The sequence below is a fragment of the Zoogloea sp. genome (assembly GCF_028693495.1).
GTDB lineage: Bacteria > Pseudomonadota > Gammaproteobacteria > Burkholderiales > Rhodocyclaceae > Zoogloea.
In genome coordinates this window covers 1-22,982 of record NZ_JAQUVG010000054.1, presented here as the reverse complement: position 1 = coordinate 22,982, position 22,982 = coordinate 1, and the positions used below count along the sequence as shown (strand labels likewise).

15 protein-coding genes and 1 pseudogene are annotated in these 22,982 nt (G+C 62.2%); 6 read left to right on the top strand and 10 right to left on the bottom strand.

The window, feature by feature from the left end:
- Positions 1 to 167 precede the first annotated feature (167 nt).
- Positions 168 to 494, top strand: a complete 327-nt coding sequence (locus tag PHD22_RS10275; protein WP_299866006.1) for a DUF1840 domain-containing protein — start codon at positions 168 to 170, stop codon at positions 492 to 494.
- A gap of 93 nt (positions 495 to 587) precedes the next feature.
- On the opposite strand, the gene PHD22_RS10270 is transcribed toward PHD22_RS10275, so the two are convergent.
- The gene (locus tag PHD22_RS10270; RefSeq protein WP_299866003.1) at positions 588 to 1,190 is read right to left on the bottom strand and encodes a cysteine hydrolase family protein; all 603 of its coding nucleotides are present in this window, start codon (positions 1,188 to 1,190) and stop codon (positions 588 to 590) included.
- 120 nt (positions 1,191 to 1,310) lie between these two features.
- On the opposite strand from PHD22_RS10270, the gene PHD22_RS10265 reads away from it, so the two are divergent.
- On the top strand, positions 1,311 to 2,186 hold the full coding sequence (locus PHD22_RS10265) for a LysR family transcriptional regulator (protein ID WP_299866000.1): 876 nt from the start codon (positions 1,311 to 1,313) through the stop codon (positions 2,184 to 2,186).
- A 2-nt stretch (positions 2,187 to 2,188) separates the two neighbouring features.
- Here the strand turns inward: PHD22_RS10265 and PHD22_RS10260 are convergent, their stop codons facing one another.
- The 4 genes from PHD22_RS10260 to trmA all read right to left on the bottom strand — a co-directional run bounded on the left by PHD22_RS10260 (position 2,189) and on the right by trmA (position 5,937).
- Entirely contained in the window at positions 2,189 to 2,974 is a 786-nt protein-coding gene (locus PHD22_RS10260; protein ID WP_299865997.1) for a 3-hydroxybutyrate dehydrogenase, read from the bottom strand.
- A gap of 195 nt (positions 2,975 to 3,169) precedes the next feature.
- On the bottom strand, positions 3,170 to 4,279 hold the full coding sequence (locus PHD22_RS10255) for a sensor domain-containing diguanylate cyclase (RefSeq protein ID WP_299865994.1): 1,110 nt from the start codon (positions 4,277 to 4,279) through the stop codon (positions 3,170 to 3,172).
- A 72-nt stretch (positions 4,280 to 4,351) separates the two neighbouring features.
- Positions 4,352 to 4,840 (bottom strand): hypothetical protein, encoded by a 489-nt coding sequence (locus PHD22_RS10250; RefSeq protein ID WP_299865991.1) that lies wholly within the window; start codon positions 4,838 to 4,840, stop codon positions 4,352 to 4,354.
- Positions 4,840 to 5,937 carry a tRNA (uridine(54)-C5)-methyltransferase TrmA gene (gene trmA / locus PHD22_RS10245; RefSeq protein ID WP_299866008.1) on the bottom strand — a complete coding sequence of 366 codons (1,098 nt, stop codon included), beginning with the start codon at positions 5,935 to 5,937 and terminating at the stop codon, positions 4,840 to 4,842. The genes PHD22_RS10250 and trmA overlap by 1 nt, the downstream gene beginning before the upstream one ends.
- A 184-nt stretch (positions 5,938 to 6,121) precedes the next feature.
- On the opposite strand from trmA, the gene PHD22_RS10240 reads away from it, so the two are divergent.
- Positions 6,122 to 6,925 carry an alpha/beta hydrolase gene (locus PHD22_RS10240; RefSeq protein WP_299865988.1) on the top strand — a complete coding sequence of 268 codons (804 nt, stop codon included), beginning with the start codon at positions 6,122 to 6,124 and terminating at the stop codon, positions 6,923 to 6,925.
- Between the two features lie 8 nt (positions 6,926 to 6,933).
- Here PHD22_RS10240 and PHD22_RS10235 read toward each other — a convergent pair whose 3' ends face one another.
- Genes PHD22_RS10235 through sfsA form a run of 3 tightly spaced genes read right to left on the bottom strand, consistent with a single transcriptional unit; the run spans position 6,934 to position 8,651 of the window.
- Positions 6,934 to 7,311, bottom strand: a complete 378-nt coding sequence (locus tag PHD22_RS10235; RefSeq protein ID WP_299865985.1) for a cupin domain-containing protein — start codon at positions 7,309 to 7,311, stop codon at positions 6,934 to 6,936.
- On the bottom strand, positions 7,308 to 7,874 hold the full coding sequence (locus tag PHD22_RS10230; protein WP_299865982.1) for a hypothetical protein: 567 nt from the start codon (positions 7,872 to 7,874) through the stop codon (positions 7,308 to 7,310). Before PHD22_RS10230 ends, PHD22_RS10235 begins: the two co-directional genes overlap by 4 nt.
- Before the next feature lie 60 nt (positions 7,875 to 7,934).
- A complete protein-coding gene (gene sfsA / locus PHD22_RS10225; RefSeq protein ID WP_299865980.1) occupies positions 7,935 to 8,651 on the bottom strand; it encodes a DNA/RNA nuclease SfsA in 717 nt (238 codons plus the stop codon).
- Between the two features lie 129 nt (positions 8,652 to 8,780).
- Between sfsA and PHD22_RS10220 the strand changes: the two genes are divergently transcribed.
- Genes PHD22_RS10220 through PHD22_RS10210 form a run of 3 tightly spaced genes read left to right on the top strand, consistent with a single transcriptional unit; the run spans position 8,781 to position 21,830 of the window.
- Positions 8,781 to 10,490, top strand: a complete 1,710-nt coding sequence (locus PHD22_RS10220; protein ID WP_299865977.1) for a ShlB/FhaC/HecB family hemolysin secretion/activation protein — start codon at positions 8,781 to 8,783, stop codon at positions 10,488 to 10,490.
- Between the two features lie 29 nt (positions 10,491 to 10,519).
- On the top strand, positions 10,520 to 21,271 hold the full coding sequence (locus tag PHD22_RS10215; protein WP_366520721.1) for a hemagglutinin repeat-containing protein: 10,752 nt from the start codon (positions 10,520 to 10,522) through the stop codon (positions 21,269 to 21,271).
- A 7-nt stretch (positions 21,272 to 21,278) separates the two neighbouring features.
- Positions 21,279 to 21,830, top strand: coding sequence for a hypothetical protein (locus PHD22_RS10210; protein ID WP_299865971.1), 552 nt, complete (start codon positions 21,279 to 21,281; stop codon positions 21,828 to 21,830).
- A 57-nt stretch (positions 21,831 to 21,887) separates the two neighbouring features.
- On the opposite strand, the pseudogene PHD22_RS10205 reads toward PHD22_RS10210, so the two are convergent.
- Positions 21,888 to 22,412, bottom strand: a pseudogene (locus PHD22_RS10205) (ISAs1 family transposase); the annotation flags it as partial.
- A gap of 251 nt (positions 22,413 to 22,663) precedes the next feature.
- Positions 22,664 to 22,982: DUF6398 domain-containing protein (locus PHD22_RS10200; RefSeq protein ID WP_299865968.1), on the bottom strand; the 319-nt coding region annotated here is incomplete at its 5' end.

Sequence of the window (22,982 nt, the reverse complement as noted above, 5' to 3'; positions counted from 1 at the left end):
GAGGCAAAAACGGGACGAAAGGGCCGGCGATGGCGGTGGCTTGCCGAAGAAATAGAACCGGATTCGACCGGGATCATCGTTGTGCGATGGGGTTTGCTGAAAACGGCGGGTTATTCGAGGTGCCCAAGGGTAGAATGGCGGCATTTCATTGCAAGGATATCCCCCCCATGCTGATCATCTTCAAGTCCCCCGCCGACGGCGATGTCATCATGTTTGAAAAGAACGCCAAGGAAATGCTCCGCATCCTGGGCAAGGATCCCACCGAGCCGAAGGGGATTTTCACCGTGGAACAGCTCCCCGCCGCCATCGACGCGGTCAAGGCTGCCATTGCTGCCGACAAGGTCCGCCAGGCTGAACGCTCCCTGGACGAAGATGACCCCGATCAGGACGTGAAGCCGGAGGGGGCAGTCAGTTTCTTCCAGCGCGCCGTTCCTCTGCTGGAGATGCTTGAACGTGCCCTCAAGGACAGGGAACCCGTGACCTGGGGCGCCTGAAACAGGACAAGGCCGGGCTGGACCCCAGGTCCACCCGGCCTTGTGCTTCAATCAGTCCGCCGCCAGAGCTTGGCGGCTATGGCGCCCGCCCACTCAATCGGGAATGCCGGCGCCGTTGGCCACCACCACCGCAAACAGATCCCCCAAGGCCGCCAGAGCTGCCGATTGCAGGGCCTCCGCGCTCACCACGCTCCCATCCGGAGCGGGCAGCGGACGGGTCGCCGTCGCAGCAGCGGGCACGGTCACGGCGTAGCCCAGATTGAAAGCACCCCGGGCCGTGGAGTTGATGCACATGTGGGTCATGAAGCCTACCACCACCAGGTTCTTCACCCCGGCAGCCTTGAGGCGGGCATCCAGATCGGTATTCACGAAAGAGTTGGGGTAATTCTTGACCACCACAGCCTCACCGGCCGCCGGTGCCACCTTGTCGGCAATGGCGCCGATCTCGGCACTCACATCGTAGGGGCTGCCCGGGCCCGCATCGTGCTGGATGTGGATCACCGGAATATTCAGCGTCCGGGCCCGCGCCAGAAGGCCCGCACACTCGTCCAGGGCCGCCTCCACGCCGGTGAGTTGCATCACGCCACGGCGATAAGTGTTCTGGGCATCGACGATGATCAGGGCCGACTCGGACAGGCGGGCAGGCTCGGCAGACAGACCAGACAGTTGGCGCAGGGTGGTGGAAGCAGTGCTCATGAGGTGTCTCCTGGAATGATTGGAAGGAATGGTCCATAGGCTAGAGCCCGTTCAAACCTGCGTAAATAGACATTCCTGCCTTACACTCCTGCAAATTTGCGGCCCTCGCCATCACCATCCATGAACTGGGACGACCTGCGCTTTCTCGTCACCCTTGGCCGGGAGGGAACCCTGGTCGCTGCGGCACGCTGCCTCCAGGTGGACCAGACCACCGTGGCCCGCCGCCTGCGCGCCCTGGAAGACAACCTGGGCACACCGCTTTTCGAGCGCGGAGAAAGCCGCTGGCAGCCCACCCCCACAGGTCTGCGGGTCCTGGAGCGGGCCGGGCACATCGAGGAGAGCGTGGCCGGCCTCATGCGCCTGGCCGAAGCGGGCGCCAGCCTGGTCGGGGGCGTAGTACGCCTGACCGCTGTCGGCGCCATCCTCGGCGAGTGGCTGGTGCCCCGGCTGCCCGGGCTCTACGCCCGTCACCCGGACCTGTCCGTGGAGCTCATCGCCAGCAACGACAATCTCAACGTGGCCCGGCGGGAAGCCGACATTGCCATCCGCCTGGCCCGCCCAGCGCGGGGGGATTTCCTGATCCGCAAGCTGGCGGACGTGGGCTTTGCGATCTACGGCGCAGCCCGGGGCGACCTGCCGGTACCCCCGGGCGACTGGGTGGGCTACAACGCCGACCTGGCCCACACCCCCGAGATGCGGCACCTCCAGGCGATGCTCGGCACCGGACGCATCCGCCTGCGCACAAACAGCCTCCAGGGCCTGGCGCGCGCCGTGGGAGACGGGGTTGGATGCGGGATCCTGCCCTGCTTCCTGGCCGACCCGGATCCTGCCCTGGTGCGTCTTTCCGGCCCGGTCCCCATCCTCAGCCGGGAACTCTGGATGCTGATTCACCCGGACGCCCGCCCCCAGGCCAGAGTGGCAGCCACCGCCGACTGGCTGGTGGAACGCTTCGATGAGGAAGCCCGACGCTTCTCCGGAGGACCTTGTCCAGGATAGCGCTACCGCGCGGTCCAACCCCCATCGATGAGTTGCACCGAGCCGGTGACGGAGCGTGCCGCTTCGGAACACAGGAACGTCACAAAGGCAGCCACCTCATCCGCCTCGACGAACCGCTTGGAGGGCTGGGCCGCGAGAATCACCTCCCGGATCACGCGATCCTCGGGCAGGTTATGCACCCTGGCCTGATCGACCACCTGCTTTTCCACCAAAGGCGTGCGCACATAGCCCGGGCACACCGCATTGCAGGTGATCCCCTGCTCCGCCACTTCCAGGGCCACGGACTTGGTCAGCCCCACCACCGCGTGCTTGCTGGCGGTGTAGGGTGCCTTGAAAGGGGAAGCCACCACCCCATGGGCGGAAGCAATGTTGATGATGCGGCCCCACCCATTGGCCTTCATGCCCGGCAGGGCGGCCTTGGTGGTGTGAAAGACGGAAGACAAGTTGATGGCGATGAGCTGATCCCAGGTCTCGTCGGGAAAGGCATCCAGCGCCGCCACATGCTGGATACCGGCATTATTGACCAGGATGTCCAGGCCCCCGAAAGCCGCAATGGTTGCCTCCACCAACTGGCGAGCAGAACTGCCCAGGGCCAGATTCGCCGGGGTATAACCGATCCCGGCACCGGTTTCGGCCGCCAGCTGGGCACGCAGCGGCTCGGCCTCGGCCGCCGAGCGAGAACCATTCAGCATCACCTTCGCCCCAGCCAGCGCCAGCGCCCGGGCCACCGCCAGCCCGATCCCCGAGGTGGAACCCGTCACCAAAGCCGTTTTTCCTGCCAGTTGCATTTCAGTCTCCTTGATTCGCACCGAGCCCCTGCCCGGCCAGACAAGGGATGCTACCCGAAGCCAGGCAAAGAGCGACCAGCACGGAAAAGCGGGCCACGGGCCTCCCCCTCACACCCGTTAACCGGCATGGAAAACGACCAGAACAGGGCGCGGTGAGGGAGGCCCGGTCAGTTTCAATTTCGCGACTGATCCGGATCAGGTATCCACCCGGTTGCGTCCAGCGCGTTTGGCCCGGTAGAGGGCGTCGTCCGCGTGGTGGATGAGTGACTCGGCCGATGTGCCGTGGCCTGGATAGGCCGCCACTCCGATGGAGAGACTGGCCTGGAGACGGAAATCTCCGAAGGGAACCTCCAGCCCGCCAAAAGCCTGCCGCAGGCTCTCAGCTCGCTCCAGGGCCGCCTCCAGAGGCATGGCCGGCATCAGGAGCAGGAACTCTTCCCCACCGTAACGACAGACTACATCGCCGCTCCGGGCCATGCCACCCATCAGGTGTGCCAGGCGAATCAGGATCTCGTCACCGGCCGGATGGCCGTAGGTATCGTTGATGCGCTTGAAATGGTCGATGTCGATGAGCAGAACTGACAAGGAGTGGCCATCGCGCTTGCAGCGGGCCAATTCCCGCTCCAGAGTGCTGTCGAGATAGCGGCGGTTGTAGAGTCCGGTCAGGGGGTCCCGGTTGGCTTGCTCCCGCAGTTGCTCGTGAAGGTCATCAATCTCATGAAAGCGACGCTCCAGTTCCTCGTTGGCAGCCAGCAGGTCCCGCTCCCGCAGGCGCAGGGTTTCACGGGTCCGGCGCAACTGACGGATGCGGGTGTAGCCGACGTGGCCCAACACCACCAGATAGCCCGTCAGCCCGGTCATGCAGAACACCACCACCGCCATGTTCTCTGGAGGAGAAAGCTGGAATCCCCACAGCCAGCCTCCCACGGCCGCCCCAGCGGGAAACGCCAGTAACGTTTCTACAACGCCCTTCCAGCCTTTGTTGGCCGTATTGTTGGACAGCGTCCCGAGAAAGGCCGAGAAGGTGATCCATAAGGGGAAGCCCAGGGCTGCCAGGGCTGCGCCCAAGAGGACCGAATCCAGCCGGAGATTGGCCATTTCCACCCCATGCGGATCCATGGCTCGCCGGGCCCGCCGATACTGCAGATGGGGATAGACCACCAGAACCAGTGTCAATAGCCACCAGACCCCGCTGCGGGCAGGTATCTGCAGGTCATGCAGACAGGCCGCCACGAAGAGCATGGCAAAGGACACTGCCCGCATCCGGTAATGCATCCGCACCAGCCAGGAACTGTGACGGGGCATGGACGACGGCGGAGTCAGGGAGAGGCTTGGTTCAGCAGAGGGCACAGGCATTCAGGGAGACGGGGAACCCGGTCAGCCCCCTCCCGGCTGGGCAAAACCAGTTTCCACCCACGCCGCGGCACTGCGGCGATCGAGTTTGAAACCGGCTTCGACGCGGGTTTCAGCCAGCAGTTCATCAAAGGGGTCACGGGCAGACAGCGTGGCGTAGGGCTCATACTCGTCAGGCACGATATCCAGGAATACCGTCACCAGGCCAGTATCCGTGCTGACCGTGACACGCTTGTGATGGAGGGCGTGCAGGTGCTGCTCGTGGCGGCGCAGTACTTCCGAGGCAGTCTTGACCAGGGTCTGGAAGGCCGCTGCATCCAGGGGCTTGGGGTTCTTCTTGTCCCGCCCCATCGTCCATGGCCCCACCAGGGCTGGCTCCGCTTCCCCCGCCTTGATCATCGCCACGGCCCAACCGTCGTCATCCTCGTTCTTGATGACCTGCGCGGTCCAACCGTTGTCCCGCCACAGGCGGGCTTCATGGACAGACGTCCAAGCCTCGTCCTGCTCGTCCATCACGCCTCCACCCGACGGGTGAGCAACAGCCCGCACTCCAGGTGATGGGTGTAGGGAAACTGGTCGAACACCGCCGACGCTGCGATCTGGTGGGTGCAGGCCAGAGCGCCCACATTAGCCCGCAGGGTTTCCGGATTGCAGGAAATGTAGAGGATATGGGGGAAACGCCGCGCCAGCTCGACGGTGCTTTCGTCCAGACCTGCCCGGGGCGGGTCCACGAAGATCGTCGAAAAGTCGTAGCTCGCCAGATCCACCTCCTTCATCCGCCGATACTCCCGGCCACCGGCCAGGGCATCGCTGATCTCCTGACTGGCCATGCGCACCATGGTCACGTTGGTCACCCCGTTGGCTTCCAGATTGTAGTGAGCGGCCTGTACCGAAGGCTTGCTCATCTCGGTGGCCAGCACTCGCCCGAAGAGCGGCGCCAGGGCCATGGTGAAATTGCCATTGCCACAGTACAACTCCAGCAGGTCACCGCCCACGCTCGCCACCTGTGTCCGGGCCCAACTCAACATCTGGCGATTCACACCTCCATTGGGCTGGCTGAAGCTCCCTTCTATCTGCTGGTAACGGAGCTGGCGACCATCCATCTCGAACTCCTCCAGCAGCCAGTCCTGCCCCAGCACGATCTTCTGCTTGCGGCTTCGGCCAATAATCTGTGCGTTCATCTGCGTCGCCAACGCCCGGGCGGCCACCTCCCAGGCCTCATCCAGAGGGCGGTGATACACCAGGCTGATCATCAGCTGCCCGCTCAGGGTCGCCAGAAAATCCACCTGGAAAATTTTGTGCTTGAGGGGTTCGCTGGCCATCAAATGAGCACGAAGCACCGGCATGGCCTGGGCAATCGGTTCGGCCACAGCGGGAAACGCCTCCAGGATCACCGGCGTCTTGGGGTCGGCGGGATCGAACATGGCGTAATCCACCCGATCCCCGTCGTGCCACATGCGGAATTCGGCACGCAGGCGATAGTGCAGAGGCTCCGATCTGTGCACCGCAGGTTCGGGCAGGCCAAAGTCGGCAAATCCCGCCTTGAAGCGGGCCACCTTGGCCTCCAGCTGGGCGTCGTAATCGGCAGGGTCGATACAGGGAAAGGACATGGCGGAAAGATAGGGCCAGAGCAGCCCGATGTGGCAGGGTGAGGAGCCGGGAATATACGCCTCCCGGCTCCCCCGGGGAACCTGCAGCACCCCTGTCACCGGTCCATGCCAGAATGCGCCTGCCGGGAACCCCCCCAGGATCCTGTACTCGTATAAACATGACCATCCATTTTACCCCCCCACAATGACCGAACGCTCCCTGAAGATCCATAGCCACCCAGCTCCCAACCCCAACGGCGGCCCGCCCCTGCTGTTTGTCCACGGGGCCTATACCCACGCCCTGTGCTGGCAGGTGAACTTCATTCCCTGGTTTACTGCGCGGGGCTATGACTGTCACGCCCTTGACCTGTCGGGCCACGGGCAAAGTGAAGGACACGACCAGCTGCACGAATTTGGTTTGGCCGACTATGCCCAGGATCTGAAGCGGGCCGTGGACGCCCTGGGCACGTCGCCCGTCCTGGTGGGGCACTCCATGGGCACCCTGGTAGTCCAGCGCTATCTGTCAGAAGGTGCGGCAGCGGGTGTGGCCTTGCTCGCTCCCGTGCCACCCACGGGCACTGTTGGGTCTGCCGCCCGTCTGGCCCTGAGCGAACCCGATTTCTTTGCCGAGCTGCCCAACGTGATCGGACAGACTTTCACGCCCAAAACGCTGGATGTGATGGCCAGGGTGTACTTCTCACCGGAGATGCCCAGAGACAACGTGGAAGACTACCTGCCCATGATCCAGAACGAATCCGATCATGCAGTCGCCGAAATGGCTACTCTGGCTTTCCAGCCCACCCTGCGCCGTCAGCGTATTCCGGCCTTGGTCGTGAACGGTCGGGAGGACAGGGTGTTTCCGCCCGACATGCTCTTCTTCACCGCACTGCCCTGGCAGGCCCGCCAGAGCGTGATTGACGGAGCCGGCCACATGCTGATGCTGGACCCCCAATGGGAAGAGGTGGCCACCACCCTGGCGAACTGGCTGGAGCAGCATGTGGCGGGATGAATCCCGCCCTATTCACCCTGCGGCCGGTCGAGCATCACGTACCGTTTGGTCACCCGCTCGAGCACCTCGAAGGTACCCGCAAACCCCGCAGGGATGATGCCTGCGTCGCCGGGACCGAACTCCCGAGCCTGCCCCGCAGCGTCCACGATGCGCAGGCGGCCGCTGAGCACCTGAAAGAATTCGTGGCGTCCCTCGTGGAAGGCGATCCGCCAGGCCCCCGGCTCGCAGGCCCATTCCCCCACGGACAGGGCCCCGCCCTCGGCGCTGTAACGCTCGGCAGTCAGGCGCAGCGGCGGAGCGCCAATCGCGCGGCTGACTGCGGGGCGATCCTCCGTGGGCGCCGGAGCAGGGTCGGAAAAGTGGATCAAGGGCAACGGAGACGTCAAAACAGCTCCACGTCGTCGCCTTTATCCTTCATCTCGGCCTTGTAGTTCTCCAGGGCCTCCTTGACCGGCAGGCCCTGCATCACTGCATTGAACATTTCAACCTCTTCCCGGGTGGAGTACTTGGCACGGATCTTCTCCTGCAAAGCCACCCATTCAAACGGGTTGTAGAGCTTGCGCTGATCGGTCACCAGGCTGGAAAGGGCTTCAAGACTATGAGACACATGGGCGAGACGTTGGCTGAGTTTGTCGTAGAACTGGAAAGCCACGATGGATTTCTGGACGCGGCCCGCAACCTCCGCTGCATGGCCGATCAAGGATTCCTTGAGCTGGGCGGTAGCTGGGGTATCCGGTAGCTGCTCCAGAGCCGTTCCCATCATGCGCATGTAGCCCGCCATCGACGTAAAGGAGTCCGTCAGCACCTCTACCGAACTCCCGCCCTCCTTCAGAGCCGACTCAATCTGGCCCACGGCCAGTTCCAGCATCAGAACGGTTTCACGAACCTGGCTCCAGTCCAGATCGGGCATGTGGGCCGTGCTGCCACGGCGCTCCTCGGATGCAACCATCGCTCTTCTCCGCTTTCGGTAAAGGGTTACTGCAACTTTTAGGTATGGTACCGAAAAGCTTCAGGGCAGCGGCGGAATCTCCACCGCCACGACACGCTGCAAGGTGATGCCCCCGGGGCTCGGGATGGCCCCGAGGGCCAGCACCTCCACCCCCGCCGTCAAGGCATCGCGCAGAGCCACACCGTAAGCCGGATCAATGTGGTCGGCCGGACGCACCACCTCCACATCCCCCCGCTGCACGCAAAACACCAGCACTGCCCGGTAGCCCGCCGCCGCCATCGCCGACATTTCCCGCAGGTGTTTGGCCCCACGAGTAGTGACCGCATCGGGGAAAAACCCCGTTCGCCCCTCCACCGCCGCCGTCACGTTCTTGACCTCCACATAGCAGGAAGGCCCCCCCTCGGTCTCAAGGAGCAGATCAATACGGCTGCTCTCCCCATATTTCACCTCCGGACGGATGCGGTCGTAGCCCGCCAGTGCGGGCACCCGGCCCGCCTCGATGGCCTCCCGCACCAGCCCGTTGCTGCGCCCGGTATGCACCCCCACCACCACCCCAGGTGCCACCTCAACCAACTCCCACGTCCATGCCAGCTTGCGCGCGGGGTTCGACGCAGGGGACAACCACACCCGGCTCCCCGCCACAGTGCAGCCCTGCATCGACCCCGTGTTGGGGCAATGGGCCGTCACCGTCCGCCCATCGGGCAACGTCACATCCACCAGGAACCGTTGGTAACGGCGCACCAGGCGGCCTTCCTGCAAGGGGGGATCAAAACGCATGAGGCATCTTACTGGGCTCACCTCCCGGGAGTGCAAGAACTTGAATCAGCCCGAAAAATTCATATTGAATAAAAAGAACCTCTGTATAGAATGAAAATATGACATTCACTTTACCCCTAACGAATTGACATGTCCGTTCCCAAGGTCTCCTGCGCCCTCATGACAGCAAGCCTGATTCTGCCGGCACTCCCTGCCTCGGCCCAGGCACTCCCCTCCCCTACGCCGGAACTGATCCGGAGGCAGGAAAGGGAAAAGGATTTGCGCGAGCAGCAGGAGCGCGCCCCTGACGTACGCCTCGAGAGCCCCGTCGTCGAGGTCGAACAACCGCTCCCCAAGGGAGAAACGCCCTGCTTTCCCATTTACGAGATCCGTCTTCAGGGGGAAGCCTCCGAGCATTTTCAGTGGGCTCTTGCGGCCCTTGATAAACCCGACGATCCGGCCATCGGGCAATGCCTGGGGACAATAGCCATCAACCGGATCATGGGGCGCCTGCAGAACCGGATCATCGCCCGGGGCTTTGTCACCAGTCGGGTTCTGGCAGAGCCCCAGGATCTGAGCAGTGGCATCCTGTACCTCACCCTCCTGCCCGGGCGGGTTCGGGCGATCACAACGCCGGGCGGCGACTTCTCCCGTGCCCGCCTGGAGCCTGCCCTGCCCACGCGGCAAGGCGCGCTGCTCAACCTGCGGGACATCGAACAGGGCCTGGAAAACCTCAAGCGGGTTCCCAGCGCCAGCGCCGATATCCAGATCGCGCCAACCGACTCAAGGGGAGCCCAGCCGGGTGACAGCGACCTGATCGTGACCTGGCGACAGGATCATCTGCTACGGCTCAACCTCACCCTCGACGATAGCGGCACCAAAGCCACCGGACGATTCCTTGGGGGAATGACCGTATCACTGGACAACGCCCTTGGGCTGAGTGACCTGTTGTACCTGAGCCTCAACCATGGTCTGGGGGGCGGCAGGTCCGGTCAGCGGGGTGCTCATGGCCACACGGTTCACTACTCGGTTCCCCTGGGCTACTGGCTGGCAAGTCTCACTGCCGGCCAGCATCGCTATCACCAGGCCATCGCGGGAGCCACCCAGACCTATCGCTACAGCGGCACCAGCGAAAATGCCGAAGGCCGGCTCGCTCGCATCGTCCACCGCGATGCCCAAAGCAAGACCAGCACCTGGGTCAAGGCCTGGATGCGTCGATCAGACAACTTCATCAATGACACTGAAGTCCTGGTCCAGCGGCGACGCATGGGGGGATGGGAAGCCGGCCTGTCTCACAGGCATTTCCTCGGAGCTGCCATCGTGGACGCCAGCTACAGCTACCGTCGCGGCACCGGCGCCTTCGGATCCACCCCAGCACCCGAGGAAGCCTTTGGGGAAGGGAGCGCCAAACCCGGCCTCCACATGATGGATCTGCACCTCAATCACCCATTCCCGCTGGGCACCCACAGCTTGCGTTACAGCACCCAAGTGCGATTCCAGCGCAGCGAGTCCCCCCTGGTTCCCCAGGACCGCTTTGCCATCGGGGGGCGCTACACAGTACGCGGCTTCGACGGTGAAAACCTTCTGAGCGGCGAGCACGGCTGGCTGTGGCGCAATGAACTGGCCGCACGCACCGGGCACGCCGGGCTGGAGTCCTACCTGGGTGTGGACATCGGTGGCGTATCGGGGCGCAGCAGCCGGCATCTGCTCGGACAGCGTCTCGCAGGCGCTGTCCTGGGCCTGCGCAGCAACATCGGAAACCTCGCCTGGGATGTTTTTGTCGGTCATGCGCTCCACCACCCCAAGGGCTTTGCGCCAGTAGGAACGGTCGCGGGCTTTTCCCTCAACTGGGGCTGGTAAGCGCCGCCCCGATTCCCTTCTAACTTGCCATGAACAAGCTCTGTTACCACGTCATTTTCAACAGGACCCGTGGCATGCGGATGGCCGTTGCTGAATCGGCCCGGCATCAGGGGGGCACAGCAGGAACCGGCACAGGCAGCCCCCTTCAGCGAAGGCGTTCATGGGCACTTTCGGCGCTGACCGCAGGCGTACTGCTGATCACGGGAGGTCTGGTCTGGAACCATCCAGCGTACGCACAGATCGTCGCCGACCCAGGCGCGGCAGGGAGACTGCAGCCCACCGTGCTCAAGACGGCCAACGACGTGCTTCAGGTCAATATCCAGACACCCAGTGCTGCCGGGGTGTCACGCAATCTGTATCGTCAGTTCGATGTACCCGCGGGCGGAGCTGTCCTCAACAATTCGCGTACCAACACCCCCACCCAATTGGGGGGCATGGTCCAGGGCAATCCCTGGCTCGCCACAGGCACGGCCCGGCTCATCCTCAACGAGATCAACTCCACTCAACCGAGCCAATTGCGCGGCTACCTGGAAGTGGGCGGCAACCGGGCAGAGGTGATCGTCGCCAACCCTGCGGGCATCCTGTGCGACAACTGTGGCTTCATCAACGCCAGCCGTGCCACCTTGAGCACCGGCCGGCCGGTGCTTCTGGAGGGGCAACTCGACGGCTACCGGGTAACCGGGGGCGAGATCCATGTGAACGGCGCCGGAATGAACACCCATGGCGCAGACTACACGTCACTGATCGCCCGGGCCATCCGTCTCAACGCGGGCATATGGGCCCAGGCACTGCACCTCCATACCGGAGCCGCAGATGTCCCTGCGGATGGAAGCACCGCCACCCCCATCCCCGGTAACGGAGCGCCCCCTGCGTTCTCGGTGGACGTTGCCGCCCTGGGGGGCATGTATGCGGGATGGATCCGCCTGGTGGGGACGGATGCGGGAGTAGGTGTTCGCAATGCCGGACACATCGGCGCCAGTGCCGGAGAGGTGCACATCACCAGCCAAGGCTGGCTGGAGAATCGGGGACAGGTGAGTGCCAGCGCGGGGGTCACCATCGACACCAAGGGTCCCATCCACCACGATGGAGCCCTGGTCAGCACTGGCCCAGTCAGACTGAGCGGGGAGGAGCGGATCACCCTGGATGGACACCTGCTCGCGGGTGGAGATGTCTCGATCCATACCCGTGGTGCGCAAGGCCGCATCAGCGGAGGCAGGACAGGCTGGTTGATGGCAGGCCAAAGTACCATCGATGGCAGTTCAACCCCAAACACCTCCCTCAGCCTGTCTGCGGCAGATCAAATCAGCCTGCATGGCACACTGATGGCGGGCCTCGACTTACAACTCAGTTCAGGCACACTCGATCTGGGCAGCGGGCAACTGGCCGCCCCCCATATCCGGCTGGAGAGTACCCAGGGCGCCCTCACCCTTGACTCCAGCCACATCGTCACCCAGTCCTCCTTTCAGGCCCGCACCCCCGGACACCTGAGCACCATTGGAGCCCGGATCTCGGGCCCTCTTCTAGAGATCAGCAGTGACAGCCTGAACAACACCGGCGGGGAGATGCGCCACACCGGCCTGACAAATCTGGCGCTCACTCCAGCGGGAGACCTGATCAACACCCGCGGCCTGATTGCCACCAATAGCAGCGAGCTGCGGCTTGATGCAGCCACCCTGGACAACCACGACGGTCAGATCCAGCATGCGGGGAGCGGGAAACTGGTCATCCGTACCACCTCCCTGACCGGCAATCACGGACAGATACGGACCAATGGTCTTCTGGACCTGGAGACCGGGCGCCTTAACCTGGAGCACGCCGCAACCCAGGCCGCACAACTGCAAATCACTGCAACGGAACTCCACCATGACCAAGGGCAATTGATCCAGACCGGTACCAGCAACGGCGTAATCGCCATCCAGGGCGCCCTCGACAATCCTGCCGGCAGCATCCTGAGCAATGGCCCGCTGCAACTCAGCACCCATCAACTGAACAACCAGGGCGGTGAAATTCTCGTCACAGGCAGCCATGCCCTCACCGCCCGGATAGACACGATCCTCGACAACCGTGAAGGCGGGCGCCTGCAAGCGGGTGGTGACGTCACACTGGTTGCCAGCAGCGCAGCGAACGACAACGGGCGTCTTCTGGCCGGACAACACTTATCCCTGGACCGCATGGGCAACCTGTCCAATGTTGCCGGCCTGATCTCCGGCCATACCGGGCTCAAAATCCAGGCATCAAGCCTGGATAACACTGCGGGCCACATCGAATCGGCAAAAGGCAACGTAGGCATCCGGAGCGATGAAATCAATAACACCCAAGGACAGATCTTTGCCGCAGCCGGTCTGACCCTTGATGCAAAGCGGCTGTTCAATCTGGAGGGAGCCATCTACTCGGGCCGAGACCTCCAGCTCGATTTCGGAGACACCTTCACCAACAACGGTCTCCTCGGTGCAGGTGGAAACCTCACCCTAACCGCCCAAAGCATTCTCGGCTCGGTCAGCAGCCTGTTTGCTGCCGGACTTCAGACGGATGGAATGCTCTCCGGCAATGGGAAGCTGACCCTGGACGCCAGAGGCCACTTGGCAGTCCAGGGCCGCAATCTGGCCTCTGGACAGGCAAGCTTCGAGGGCGCCACCCTGGATCTCGCCGGGAGCCAGACCAGTGCCAGCAACCTGCTGCTGACTGCCCGTAGCGGACAATTGGACGCCCATGGAGCCGAAATCCTGGCTACGCACACCCTTCAGGCCTCTGCAGCCACCCTGCTGGATACCCACGATGCCCTCTTCAGTGCGGCGGAACTGAAGCTCCAGGCCCATAGCCTGGACAACAGCGACGGTGAATTGCTCCACACCGGCACAAGCCGCATGACCCTGAATCTGTCAGGCACCCTCAACAACACAAGAGGACGCATCGCCAGCAATGGCACCCTTGACGTTGCCAGCCGGGAGCTTGATAACCGGGCAGGTGAAATCGCCAGTGCCTCCGGACAGTCTCTGCGCGTGGACGTCCCCGGACGCCTCGACAACCGGCAGTACGGGCAAATTCATGCTGGCGGCAACACCAGCGTAACTGCAGGCAGCCTCGATAACAGTACCGGCACCCTGACCGCGGGCAACACCTTGTCCGTCACCACACCAGACACCCTGTCCAATGCGGCGGGCCTCATCGCCGGTAACGCAGGCGTCACCCTGCAGGCCGGCAACACCGACAACACCGCGGGACGCATCGAATCGGCGGCCGGCAGCGTCTTTCTCCAGAGCAGCGACCTGAACAACCAGCGTGGCCAGGTCTTCGCTGCCCAGGACCTGAACGTCCAGGCACGCCAGGTGCTCAATCCGGACGGCAGCCTCTACGCCGGCCAGGATGCCCGTCTCGAACTCGGGGGCCTCCTCGCCCACAGCGGCGTGCTCGGGGCCGGCCGCGACCTGTCCGTTCACGCCCAGCGCATCGACGCCACCGCAGCAAGCCTGTTCGCCGCCGGTCTGCAGACCAATGGCCAGATGGCCGGCACCGCTACCCTCCTGCTGGATGCCGCCGGCCCCCTGGTCGCCCAGGGTCAGAACCTCGCCGCAGGCCACGCCACCCTGCAGGGCAGCCGCCTGGATCTCGCCGGCAGCCAGACCAGCGCCCACGCCCTGACCCTGAACGCCCGCAGCGCTGATATGGATATCCGTGGCGCAGAGATCGTCGCCGCCACCACCCTTCAGGTCCATGCAGCCACCCTGCTCGATACCCGCCAGGCCTACCTGAGCGCCAGCCAGCTCAACCTCCAGGCCCACAGCATCGACAACACCCGGGGCGAACTCATCCACACCGGCAGCGGAGCCATGTCCCTCCAGCTCCCCGGTCACCTGAACAACACCGAGGGGCGCATCGCCAGCAACGCCACCACGCTCCGGCTGGAAGCCGGCACCCTCACCAATCAGGCCGGACACATCGACCATGCCGGCAGCAGCACCCTGGAAATCCACACCCAGACCCTCGCTGGCAGCCGGGGGCAGATCCTCACCAATGGCCTGCTCGACCTGAACACCCAGCAACTCATCCTCGACTCGGCAAAGACCCAGGCAACCCAACTCAACATCCATGCAGACAGCCTCCAGCATCACCAGGGACAGCTGATCCAGACCGGTACCGGCAGCGCGCTCATCCAGGTCAGCGGGAACCTCGACAACCGCCAGGCCCTGATCGCCAGCAATGGGGACCTCACCCTCCAGACAGGCAGCCTGGATAATCGCGCCGGCAAGATCGTCACCACCGGCATCCGGACCCTCGACCTCCACAGCACCGGGCACCTCGACAACCGGGACTCCGGACAGATCCATGCGAGCGGCGCGGCCAACCTCCTCCTGGACTCCCTGGACAATGCCCAGGGCAGCATAACCAGCGGTGGCCTGCTGGCCATCGGCAGCGCCGGCACGCTAAATAATCAGGAGGGCAGGATCACTGGCCTGCACACCACCCGGGTTGTTGCCAACGCGCTGGACAACAGGGCGGGCCTCATCACCAGCGTGGAAGGCTCCAGCGTGCTGCAGGTTACCGGACAACTCACAAACACCCAGGGTACGGTAGCTGCCGATCACGCCCTGACCCTGCTTGCCGGAAGCCTGGACAACCAATCAGGCATCCTGCTGGCCAGCAGCCTGGAGATCCTCACCAGCACCCAGGGGATAGACAACAGATCAGGTCAGATCATTGCCCTGGGCACCCGGGATGAGGGGCGGCTGGAACTGGGCGGGGGCCGCCTCGACAACGAAAGGGGTCTCCTTCAGGCACAGGGCACCTTAACCATCGACACCGCTGGCGAAGCCTTGATCAATGGCCAGACTGCGATGTCGGGCGGAATCGGGAGCGCCACACAGATCGCCCTACGGAGCGGGCACCTGGACAACCGCTCGGGCCACATCAGCAGCGAAGGGATCATGGACATCCACGCCGCCCAGCTGGACAACAGCCAGGGTGGCCTGCTGGCGAGCTTGGGCAACACCCGTATTCAGGCGGACAGCCTGTCCAATGCCAGCGGTCGGATCCAGAGCCTTGGCGATCTGAACACGGAGGTGAGTGGCACCCTGGACAACGGAAGCGGGCTGATCCAGACAGCCCGGACTGGCATGATCCACGCAGGAACACTCATCAACACAGCCACCCGGGGCACGGACCAGGGGATTGAAGGCGCTCAGCTCGAACTCACCTCCCACCGCCTCGACAATCAGGAGGGAGCCCTGCGCGCCAGTCAGTACCTGAGAGTCGGCAGCAGCAGCCATATCGACAACACCCGCGGCCTGATCTCTTCACAAGGCACGCTCAGCCTGGCAGATATAAGCACCGGTTCGCCGGGCCTCTCCATCAACAACACCGACGGCGTCCTGATCGCTGACGACACCCTCACTCTGCAGGCACACACCCTGGAGGGGCGCGGCCAGGTCCTGAGCCAGCAGGACCTTGATCTCCGGTTGTCCGGCAACCTGGCTAACCACGGCGAAATTCATGGTAACGGCGATAGCCTGATCAGTGTGGAGGGCACGCTGACCAACCACTCCCGCATCACTGCGGTGGGTAGTCTGGAAGTCAGGGCAGGCAATCTCGACAATCTGGCAACGGGCGAAATCCTGGCGGCCGGAACCTTTCTCACCACCCAAGGTAGCCAAATCAACCGGGGGCTGATCGATGGCTCAATTACCCGGATCAGTGGCGCCTCGGTACATAACCTCGGCACAGGGCGCATCTACGGCGACTACCTGGCCATCCAGGCAGGCAGCCTGTTCAACCTGCTCGAAAGCGGAACCGCGCCGGCCATCGCCGCCCGGACCCGCCTTGATCTGGGCGTTGGCACTCTGACCAACCGGGACCATGGGCTGATCTTCAGTGCCGGGGACATGGCCATTGGCGGTGGCCTGGACGCCAACAGCCAGGCAAGCGGCACAGCCGGCACCATCACCAATGCCAGCGCCACCATCGAAGCCCTTGGGAACCTTCAGCTGGCGGCCAGCCAGATCAACAACCTGGATGCTTACTTTACGACCCGGGTCGTACGGGTAGCCTCTTCGAATCATCGGGAATATGCCTACACCGACAGCCCCTACCGCTACGATCAAAGCGCCACCCGGATAGGCTACCGATACAACGACGACGACGTTCCCTATCTGGAACTCACCACACCCTACAGCGATGGTCGCCGGACATGGGGTGAATCCTACATTGACTACAGCTTTACCCGCCACGTGGATGAGGAACAGATCCTCACCGCCGACCCGGGACAGATCCTGGCGGGTGGCACCCTTCAACTGAACGGGGGCCATCTACTCAATGACAAGAGCCGGATCATGGCAGGAGGGGCGCTCCAGGCTGACATGGGCAGCCTGGAAAACCGCTCCGCCATAGGTGAACGAATCACTACTGACACGGGTACGGTCACCCACCGCTGGCGCCAGAAACGCTCCGGTCGTGACCGCCCCGGTAGCGATACCCAACCCTATCTGCCCGCCCCAACGGTACAGAGCCTGACCCTGGCCACACCGGTTTTCGCCAGCAACACGGGCGGAACCGGCAGCGGCGCCGCCCTGCAAACGCACCACGCAGAGCGCTTCAGCGAAACAGCAGAAAACACCCAGACGCAGCAGATCACATCACGCAGCCCCGTCTTGTTCGAGGTCAAGAGCACAGTGGAGGATGCAGACACCATCGACACTACCTCGGTAGCGTCCAGCACGGGCCGGTACATCACCCAGGACACTGACACCATCACAACAGAGGCTACTGTCACTTCAGGCATGGTCCAGATTGACAAGGCCCACGACGCCACCGCGGTGAGCCCCGCCGTAAGCACACCACCCCCCGCCCTCTTCCCCTCCATCCGGACGAGCGCCCAAGCTCAGGCCAGCCCCGGCACGCAGGGAGCAACCCAGAGAACAACGACTACAGGGCAGCCTCTGGCCCCCAGCGCAACGCCCCCGGCACCCGGCACGCTGGAGACAGCCCCCCAATACGGGGTCCGTGCCCTTTCACAAAATTTCCACTTGCCAGACACCCGCCTCTTTATCGCTCACCCCGAATCTTCAGCCCATTACCTGGTGGAAACCGACCCTCAGTTCACCCGACAGCAAAACTGGCTGAGTTCCGACTACATGCTCTCAGCCCTGGGCATGGACCCGGCTCAGGCCCAGAAACGACTCGGAGACGGTTTCTACGAACAACGCCTGGTTCGCGAGCAGGTGGCCCAACTGACCGGCCGCCGCTTCCTGGAAAACCATACCAGCGATGAGGCCGAATACCAGGCGCTGATGAACGCCGGCCTCACCCATGCCCGTGAATGGCAGCTGCAACCCGGGATCGCGCTGAGCGCCGAGCAGATGGCCAAGCTCACCACCGACCTGGTCTGGCTCGTGGAAACCCAGATCACCCTGACCGACGGCAGCACCCAGAGCGTTCTGGTCCCCCAGGTATATGCCCGGGTCCGGGAAGGAGACATCGATGGATCCGGCGGGCTGATATCCGCCAGCACGACGAAGCTGGCCAGCGCCACCCATCTGCTCAACACGGGCACGATTACCGGACGCGAACAGCTCACCCTGTCCGCAGATACCCTCGAGAACCGGGGCGGACGCATCACCGGCGACTCCATCCTCGCCGCCGCGCGCACCGACCTGATCAACACCGGAGGGCGCATCGACGCCCTCCGGTCAATCGACCTGAGGGCAGGACGGGATCTCATCATGGCCAGCACCACCCGCAGCAGCACCACCCTGCAGGGTGGCCGTACCAATCTTGACCGCCTTGCCAGCATCCACATTAGTGGGGGCGACCTGACACTCCAGGCGGGTCGTGATCTGGTGCTTGATGCCAACCAGATCCTCAACACAGCCCCCACAGCGGCTGGCTCCGCGGGTAGCACCCAACTTCTGGCAGGACGGCATATCAATCTGGGCACCCTCACCGCAAGCAACCAGCAGGAGATCACCTGGAATACGCGCAACTACCGCAACGAAAATCAGACCCAGGACGTTGGCACACGGATCCAGACCAGCGGAGACATCCACCTTCAAGCGGGCCAGAACCTTCAGGCCCGCGCAGCCCAGATCAGCACCGAGAAAGGCGGGATCGAGGCCATCGCTGGCGACAGCCTGATCCTTTCGAGCGGACAGCAGCGCACCCAACTCGATGAAGCCCACCAGTACCGTTTCCGGGGCTTCCTCTCCAGCAAGACAATCACGACCCAAACCGCCCTTGAACGCAACACCTCCGTCGGCACCACCCTGAGCGGCAACAGCACCACTCTGGCTGCGGGCAAGGACATCCAGATCACTGGCAGCAATGTGGTCAGTACAGTGGGCACCACGCTCGCAGCAGGGCAGGATGTAAACGTGGAAGCCAGCATCACCGAACAGAAGGAAGCCCGCTTCAACATGGTCAAGGAATCCGGCCTCATGCGCAGCGGCGGCATCGGGTTCAGCCTCGGCTCTCGCCTGCTGAGTATGGATAACGATGGCATTCACACGACGGCAACTGGAAGCATCCTCGGCAGCACGGAGGGTAACGTACAGATTCACGCGGGACGGGACTATCTCCAGAGCGGAAGCCAGGTGCTGAGCCCCTCCGGCAATATCCATATCAATGCCGGCTCCATCCGCATTAATGAATCCCGTCAGTCCCAGACCCAGGACACACAAACCCGCTTCAAACAAAGCGGCTTGACCATGACACTCACGGGAGGAATGCTCGATATCGCCAGCAATCTGGGTAACAGCCTCACCTCCATGATGAATGGCGAAAATGATCAGAACCAGCGCCTGCATGCCTTGAACAGCTACGCCCAGGGCGCAAAACTCTGGGAATCAGGGAAAGCCGTTCAAACCGCGTTGCAGGGCGAAAATGGAACGAACGATGCCATCGCCGCATCCGGCATCAAGCTGAGCGCCAGCTTCAGCACCAGTCGCTCGGACGGCAGCAGCCACAGCGTAAAAAATATCGCGTCAGAAAGTGGCATGCGCTCACAAGGGGACATCATTTTGACGGCCCGGACTTCGGATATTGAAATTCAAGGGAGTCAAATTACTGCCGACGGCCAGATCCATCTGGACGCAGCACGAGACATCAAACTCCTGGCCAGCCAGGACACAGAGAGCAACAGAAGTCGCAACACCAGCAGCGGGATGAGCCTCGGAGTTTCAATCAACGCAGGGAAAGAACAGGCAGGAGTAAGCGTTGATATTGCCGGCCACCACGGACAAGGAAAAGCCAACACCGAAAGCATCCGCCATAACAACACCGAGGTGAGCAGCGGCACTGCCGTCTACCTTAAATCAGGTAGAGACGCCACACTGTCCGGAGCCACATTGAACGCCCCCCATGTCCTCGCTTCAGTAGGACGGAACCTGCTCCTGGAAAGCCTTCAGGACCAGACCACCGGTCGGGCTTCCCAGAATACTGCCGGGTTTTCCGCCAGCATTCCCGTCTATGGTTCAGCCCAGGGCAGCGCTGCCATCGGCATCTCCCGCCAGGCCGGCAAGGTCGACTACCTGAGTGTCAACGAACAAACTGGCATCCACGCCGGCCAGGGCGGATTCCATATCACAGTACAAGGACATACGGCCCTGACAGGCGCGGTGATCACCAGCACCGCCCCGCCAGAACAGAATACGCTCGTCACTGCCACACTGAACAGCACGGATCTCGACAACCACCTGGCGGCCAACTCCAGGAGCAGCGGATTCAGCTTGAGCACGGATATGTTTCAGGGGAAATACGGTGCGATCAAGGGTGTAGCCGGAAACCTGATGAACCAGGGCAGTGCCAAACGCAACGATCACAGCCAGACCCGGAGTGGAATCTCGGAGGGCAGCGTTGTCATCCTCGACGAAGCCGGCCAGCAGGAACGTACCGGACTCTCAACCCAGGAGACACTGATGCATCTGAACCGGGATACGTCATCCAGCCACCGCACCCTCATCCCCGTCGATGTCGCCCAGCTGGATAAAGAAGCGCGCCAAGCGCAGGCAGACAACATGCTGTTATTTAAAACCATCACGGCCTTCACTGACGAGGCATATCAGCGCGCCTTCCTGGATGAAGCCAAAACTTACGAAATAGAGAAAAACAAATACAACGATGCGGTCATTTCGGAGCACAACGGTACTCCTCTGAAAAAAGACACCATGGGAAAAATTCATATTTCCAACAATGGGATTTTCAACACTCCGGAAGACGCTGCAAAAAATGCGTTGCAAAACGCAAATGGCTACGATGGCCCCCACTATCTGGTTTACTTTCCCCAGGCAGACAACATGCTGTCCGAGCTCATGATCGCGGGCTACATGAAATTTCTGGAAAGCACGACAACCGGACTGACCAATGCCACCCAGAAAAACGTCGAGCTAATGAAGGAATATGGCCAGGATGGACTGGAAACCTCGGGTCATAGCCGGGGAGGCATGACCACCGGCAATGCTCTGGAAGCCCTGAAATCCGAACCTGGCAGCACTGGCGTACTTTCCGGCACCCAGATCAATCTGTACGGATCGGCATACAACGCCCAGAAAGCCACCCATCTCCTTCAGAGTCTGAGCAATGGGAAAGGCATTGTTAATTCACAGGTCCATATCCACGACTTTGTAGGTACCCACATCGGTGCAAATCCTCCCACAGGTGGAACAACAAAGGAAGGATGGACAAAGCTAGCTGACTGGCTTTATTTATTTATCGGCAAAGATACCGCTCACAATTGCTACGGAAACGGAAACAGAAATTGTTCAGAATACTGGCAAAGCACGCCTAAAAAAGATTAAATAAAAAATGAAAATTCATATTTTTTTATTTTCGATTGTTTTATCAGGATGCAGCCTGAGGGGCCTAGACAAACCTAGTCGGTATGATTTCGAACTATGGGAAAAACCTGGCGCATCCAAAGTAGAAGTTCAATCTGCACTTCTCGAATGCGGCTACCACTCCTTTACATGGAGCCCATCCATGAATTTGAGAGAAGTGGTTCTAGCCAATTTGTGCTTGGAGCGAAGCGGTTTTATCCACAGCGATGGCCCCAGCCGACTCAGCTGTCAAAAACATCCTTTTCCCGTTCCTGAGCTTTGCTCTACTGATGCGGTCATTCCAACTCGCAGCGTCGAACGACGTCTCAACAGCCCCGTCTGTCAGAATTACCCAAAAGCATACGCCTGCCAACCGCCCGGAACTCCCACGCCCACAGATGCCGAACTGGAGAAATTGACCCCGCCCGCTCCCATCACCCCCCGGAAAACGGATGGATACAGCACTGAACATAAACTCCAGAACAACCTCCAGAACATCAACAACAAGGGCATGGACCAACTCCGGGCAAAGCCGCGTTAGAGCCATCCCATTACACACATTTCCCACCCTTGCAGGGCCCCCGAAGCTACGCCTTCATCATTCACCCTCCTCGTCAGGCGCTTCGAAGCCCAACAACGCTGCGCGAAACTCGTCGGATGTCGCGGCCAGCAGTCGCTTGGTCTTGATGCTGGTCTTGATCGAGGTATCGAGCCGGATGAGGTTGAGGGCCATGTGGCGGACCAGCGCGAGGTTGTGGGCGACGTGACCGGAGCAAGCGCGGGCGTAATCATCACCGAACTGAACATCGAGACACCAGTGCAGACGATTCTCGACCTCCCAGTGATTTCTGACAGCCTGCGCGATCCGCTCGGTGTCGGCGGGCAAGCTGCTGATGTAGCAGATGCGCTCGGTGCTGGTGCGATCGGCCACCCTTCGGACGCGTTCGAGCACGGCGAAGCTGGCGATGTCCTTCTAGGCGTCGGCGTTGTGCAGCCGGTCGACGGCCTCGTAGACGCGGCAGCGACGCACTTCGATCCTGCCGTGCCCGGTGCTCGTGCTCTCGTGGGTCGAAGTCGGAGTCAACGGGCCGCGTCGGTCGAGGTTGGCGAAGATGATCGAATCGTGCGGGTTGCGATGGTCCAGCAGCGATGTGATCACCCCATGACAAGCCTCCACCGTTGGGGGAAGCAGCCGTTCCGTGGGCAGGGAATCGGGCGACGCGGGGGACTTCATCTCATCGGCGTTTGTATCACAGGACCCCGCGCGGGAAGGCTGTGTCAAGAGGGGAACCTGAATGCTCACCTCTTTCTGCTGCAGGTCCATCGATCGTGCAGAGAAGAGTGCTTTCGCCACAGTGTCGGCCGGGATTTGACTCAATCAGGCGTCTCTTCCTGTTCCCCGGGAATGAAGGGGATCAGGCCTTTCTCGTAGGCAAGACGCTGCAGTTCGAGCGACGCGGTGCGAATGTCCATCATCAGGCCATTGACCTGCAGTATCCACACCATCGGGTTGTCTGCGAGGCGGCTGGGCAGGGTCCATTCGTGTGAAAGCGGCCCCATCTTCAACGCATCCCGGATCGCCTTCGACTTGTTCTGCCCGGTGCTCTCGGCGATCCCGAAGAACGCATAGATGGCCTTCGGCTTGCAGTGCGGCGTCTGAGAGGCATCGTCGAGGAAATTCACCCGGCCGACC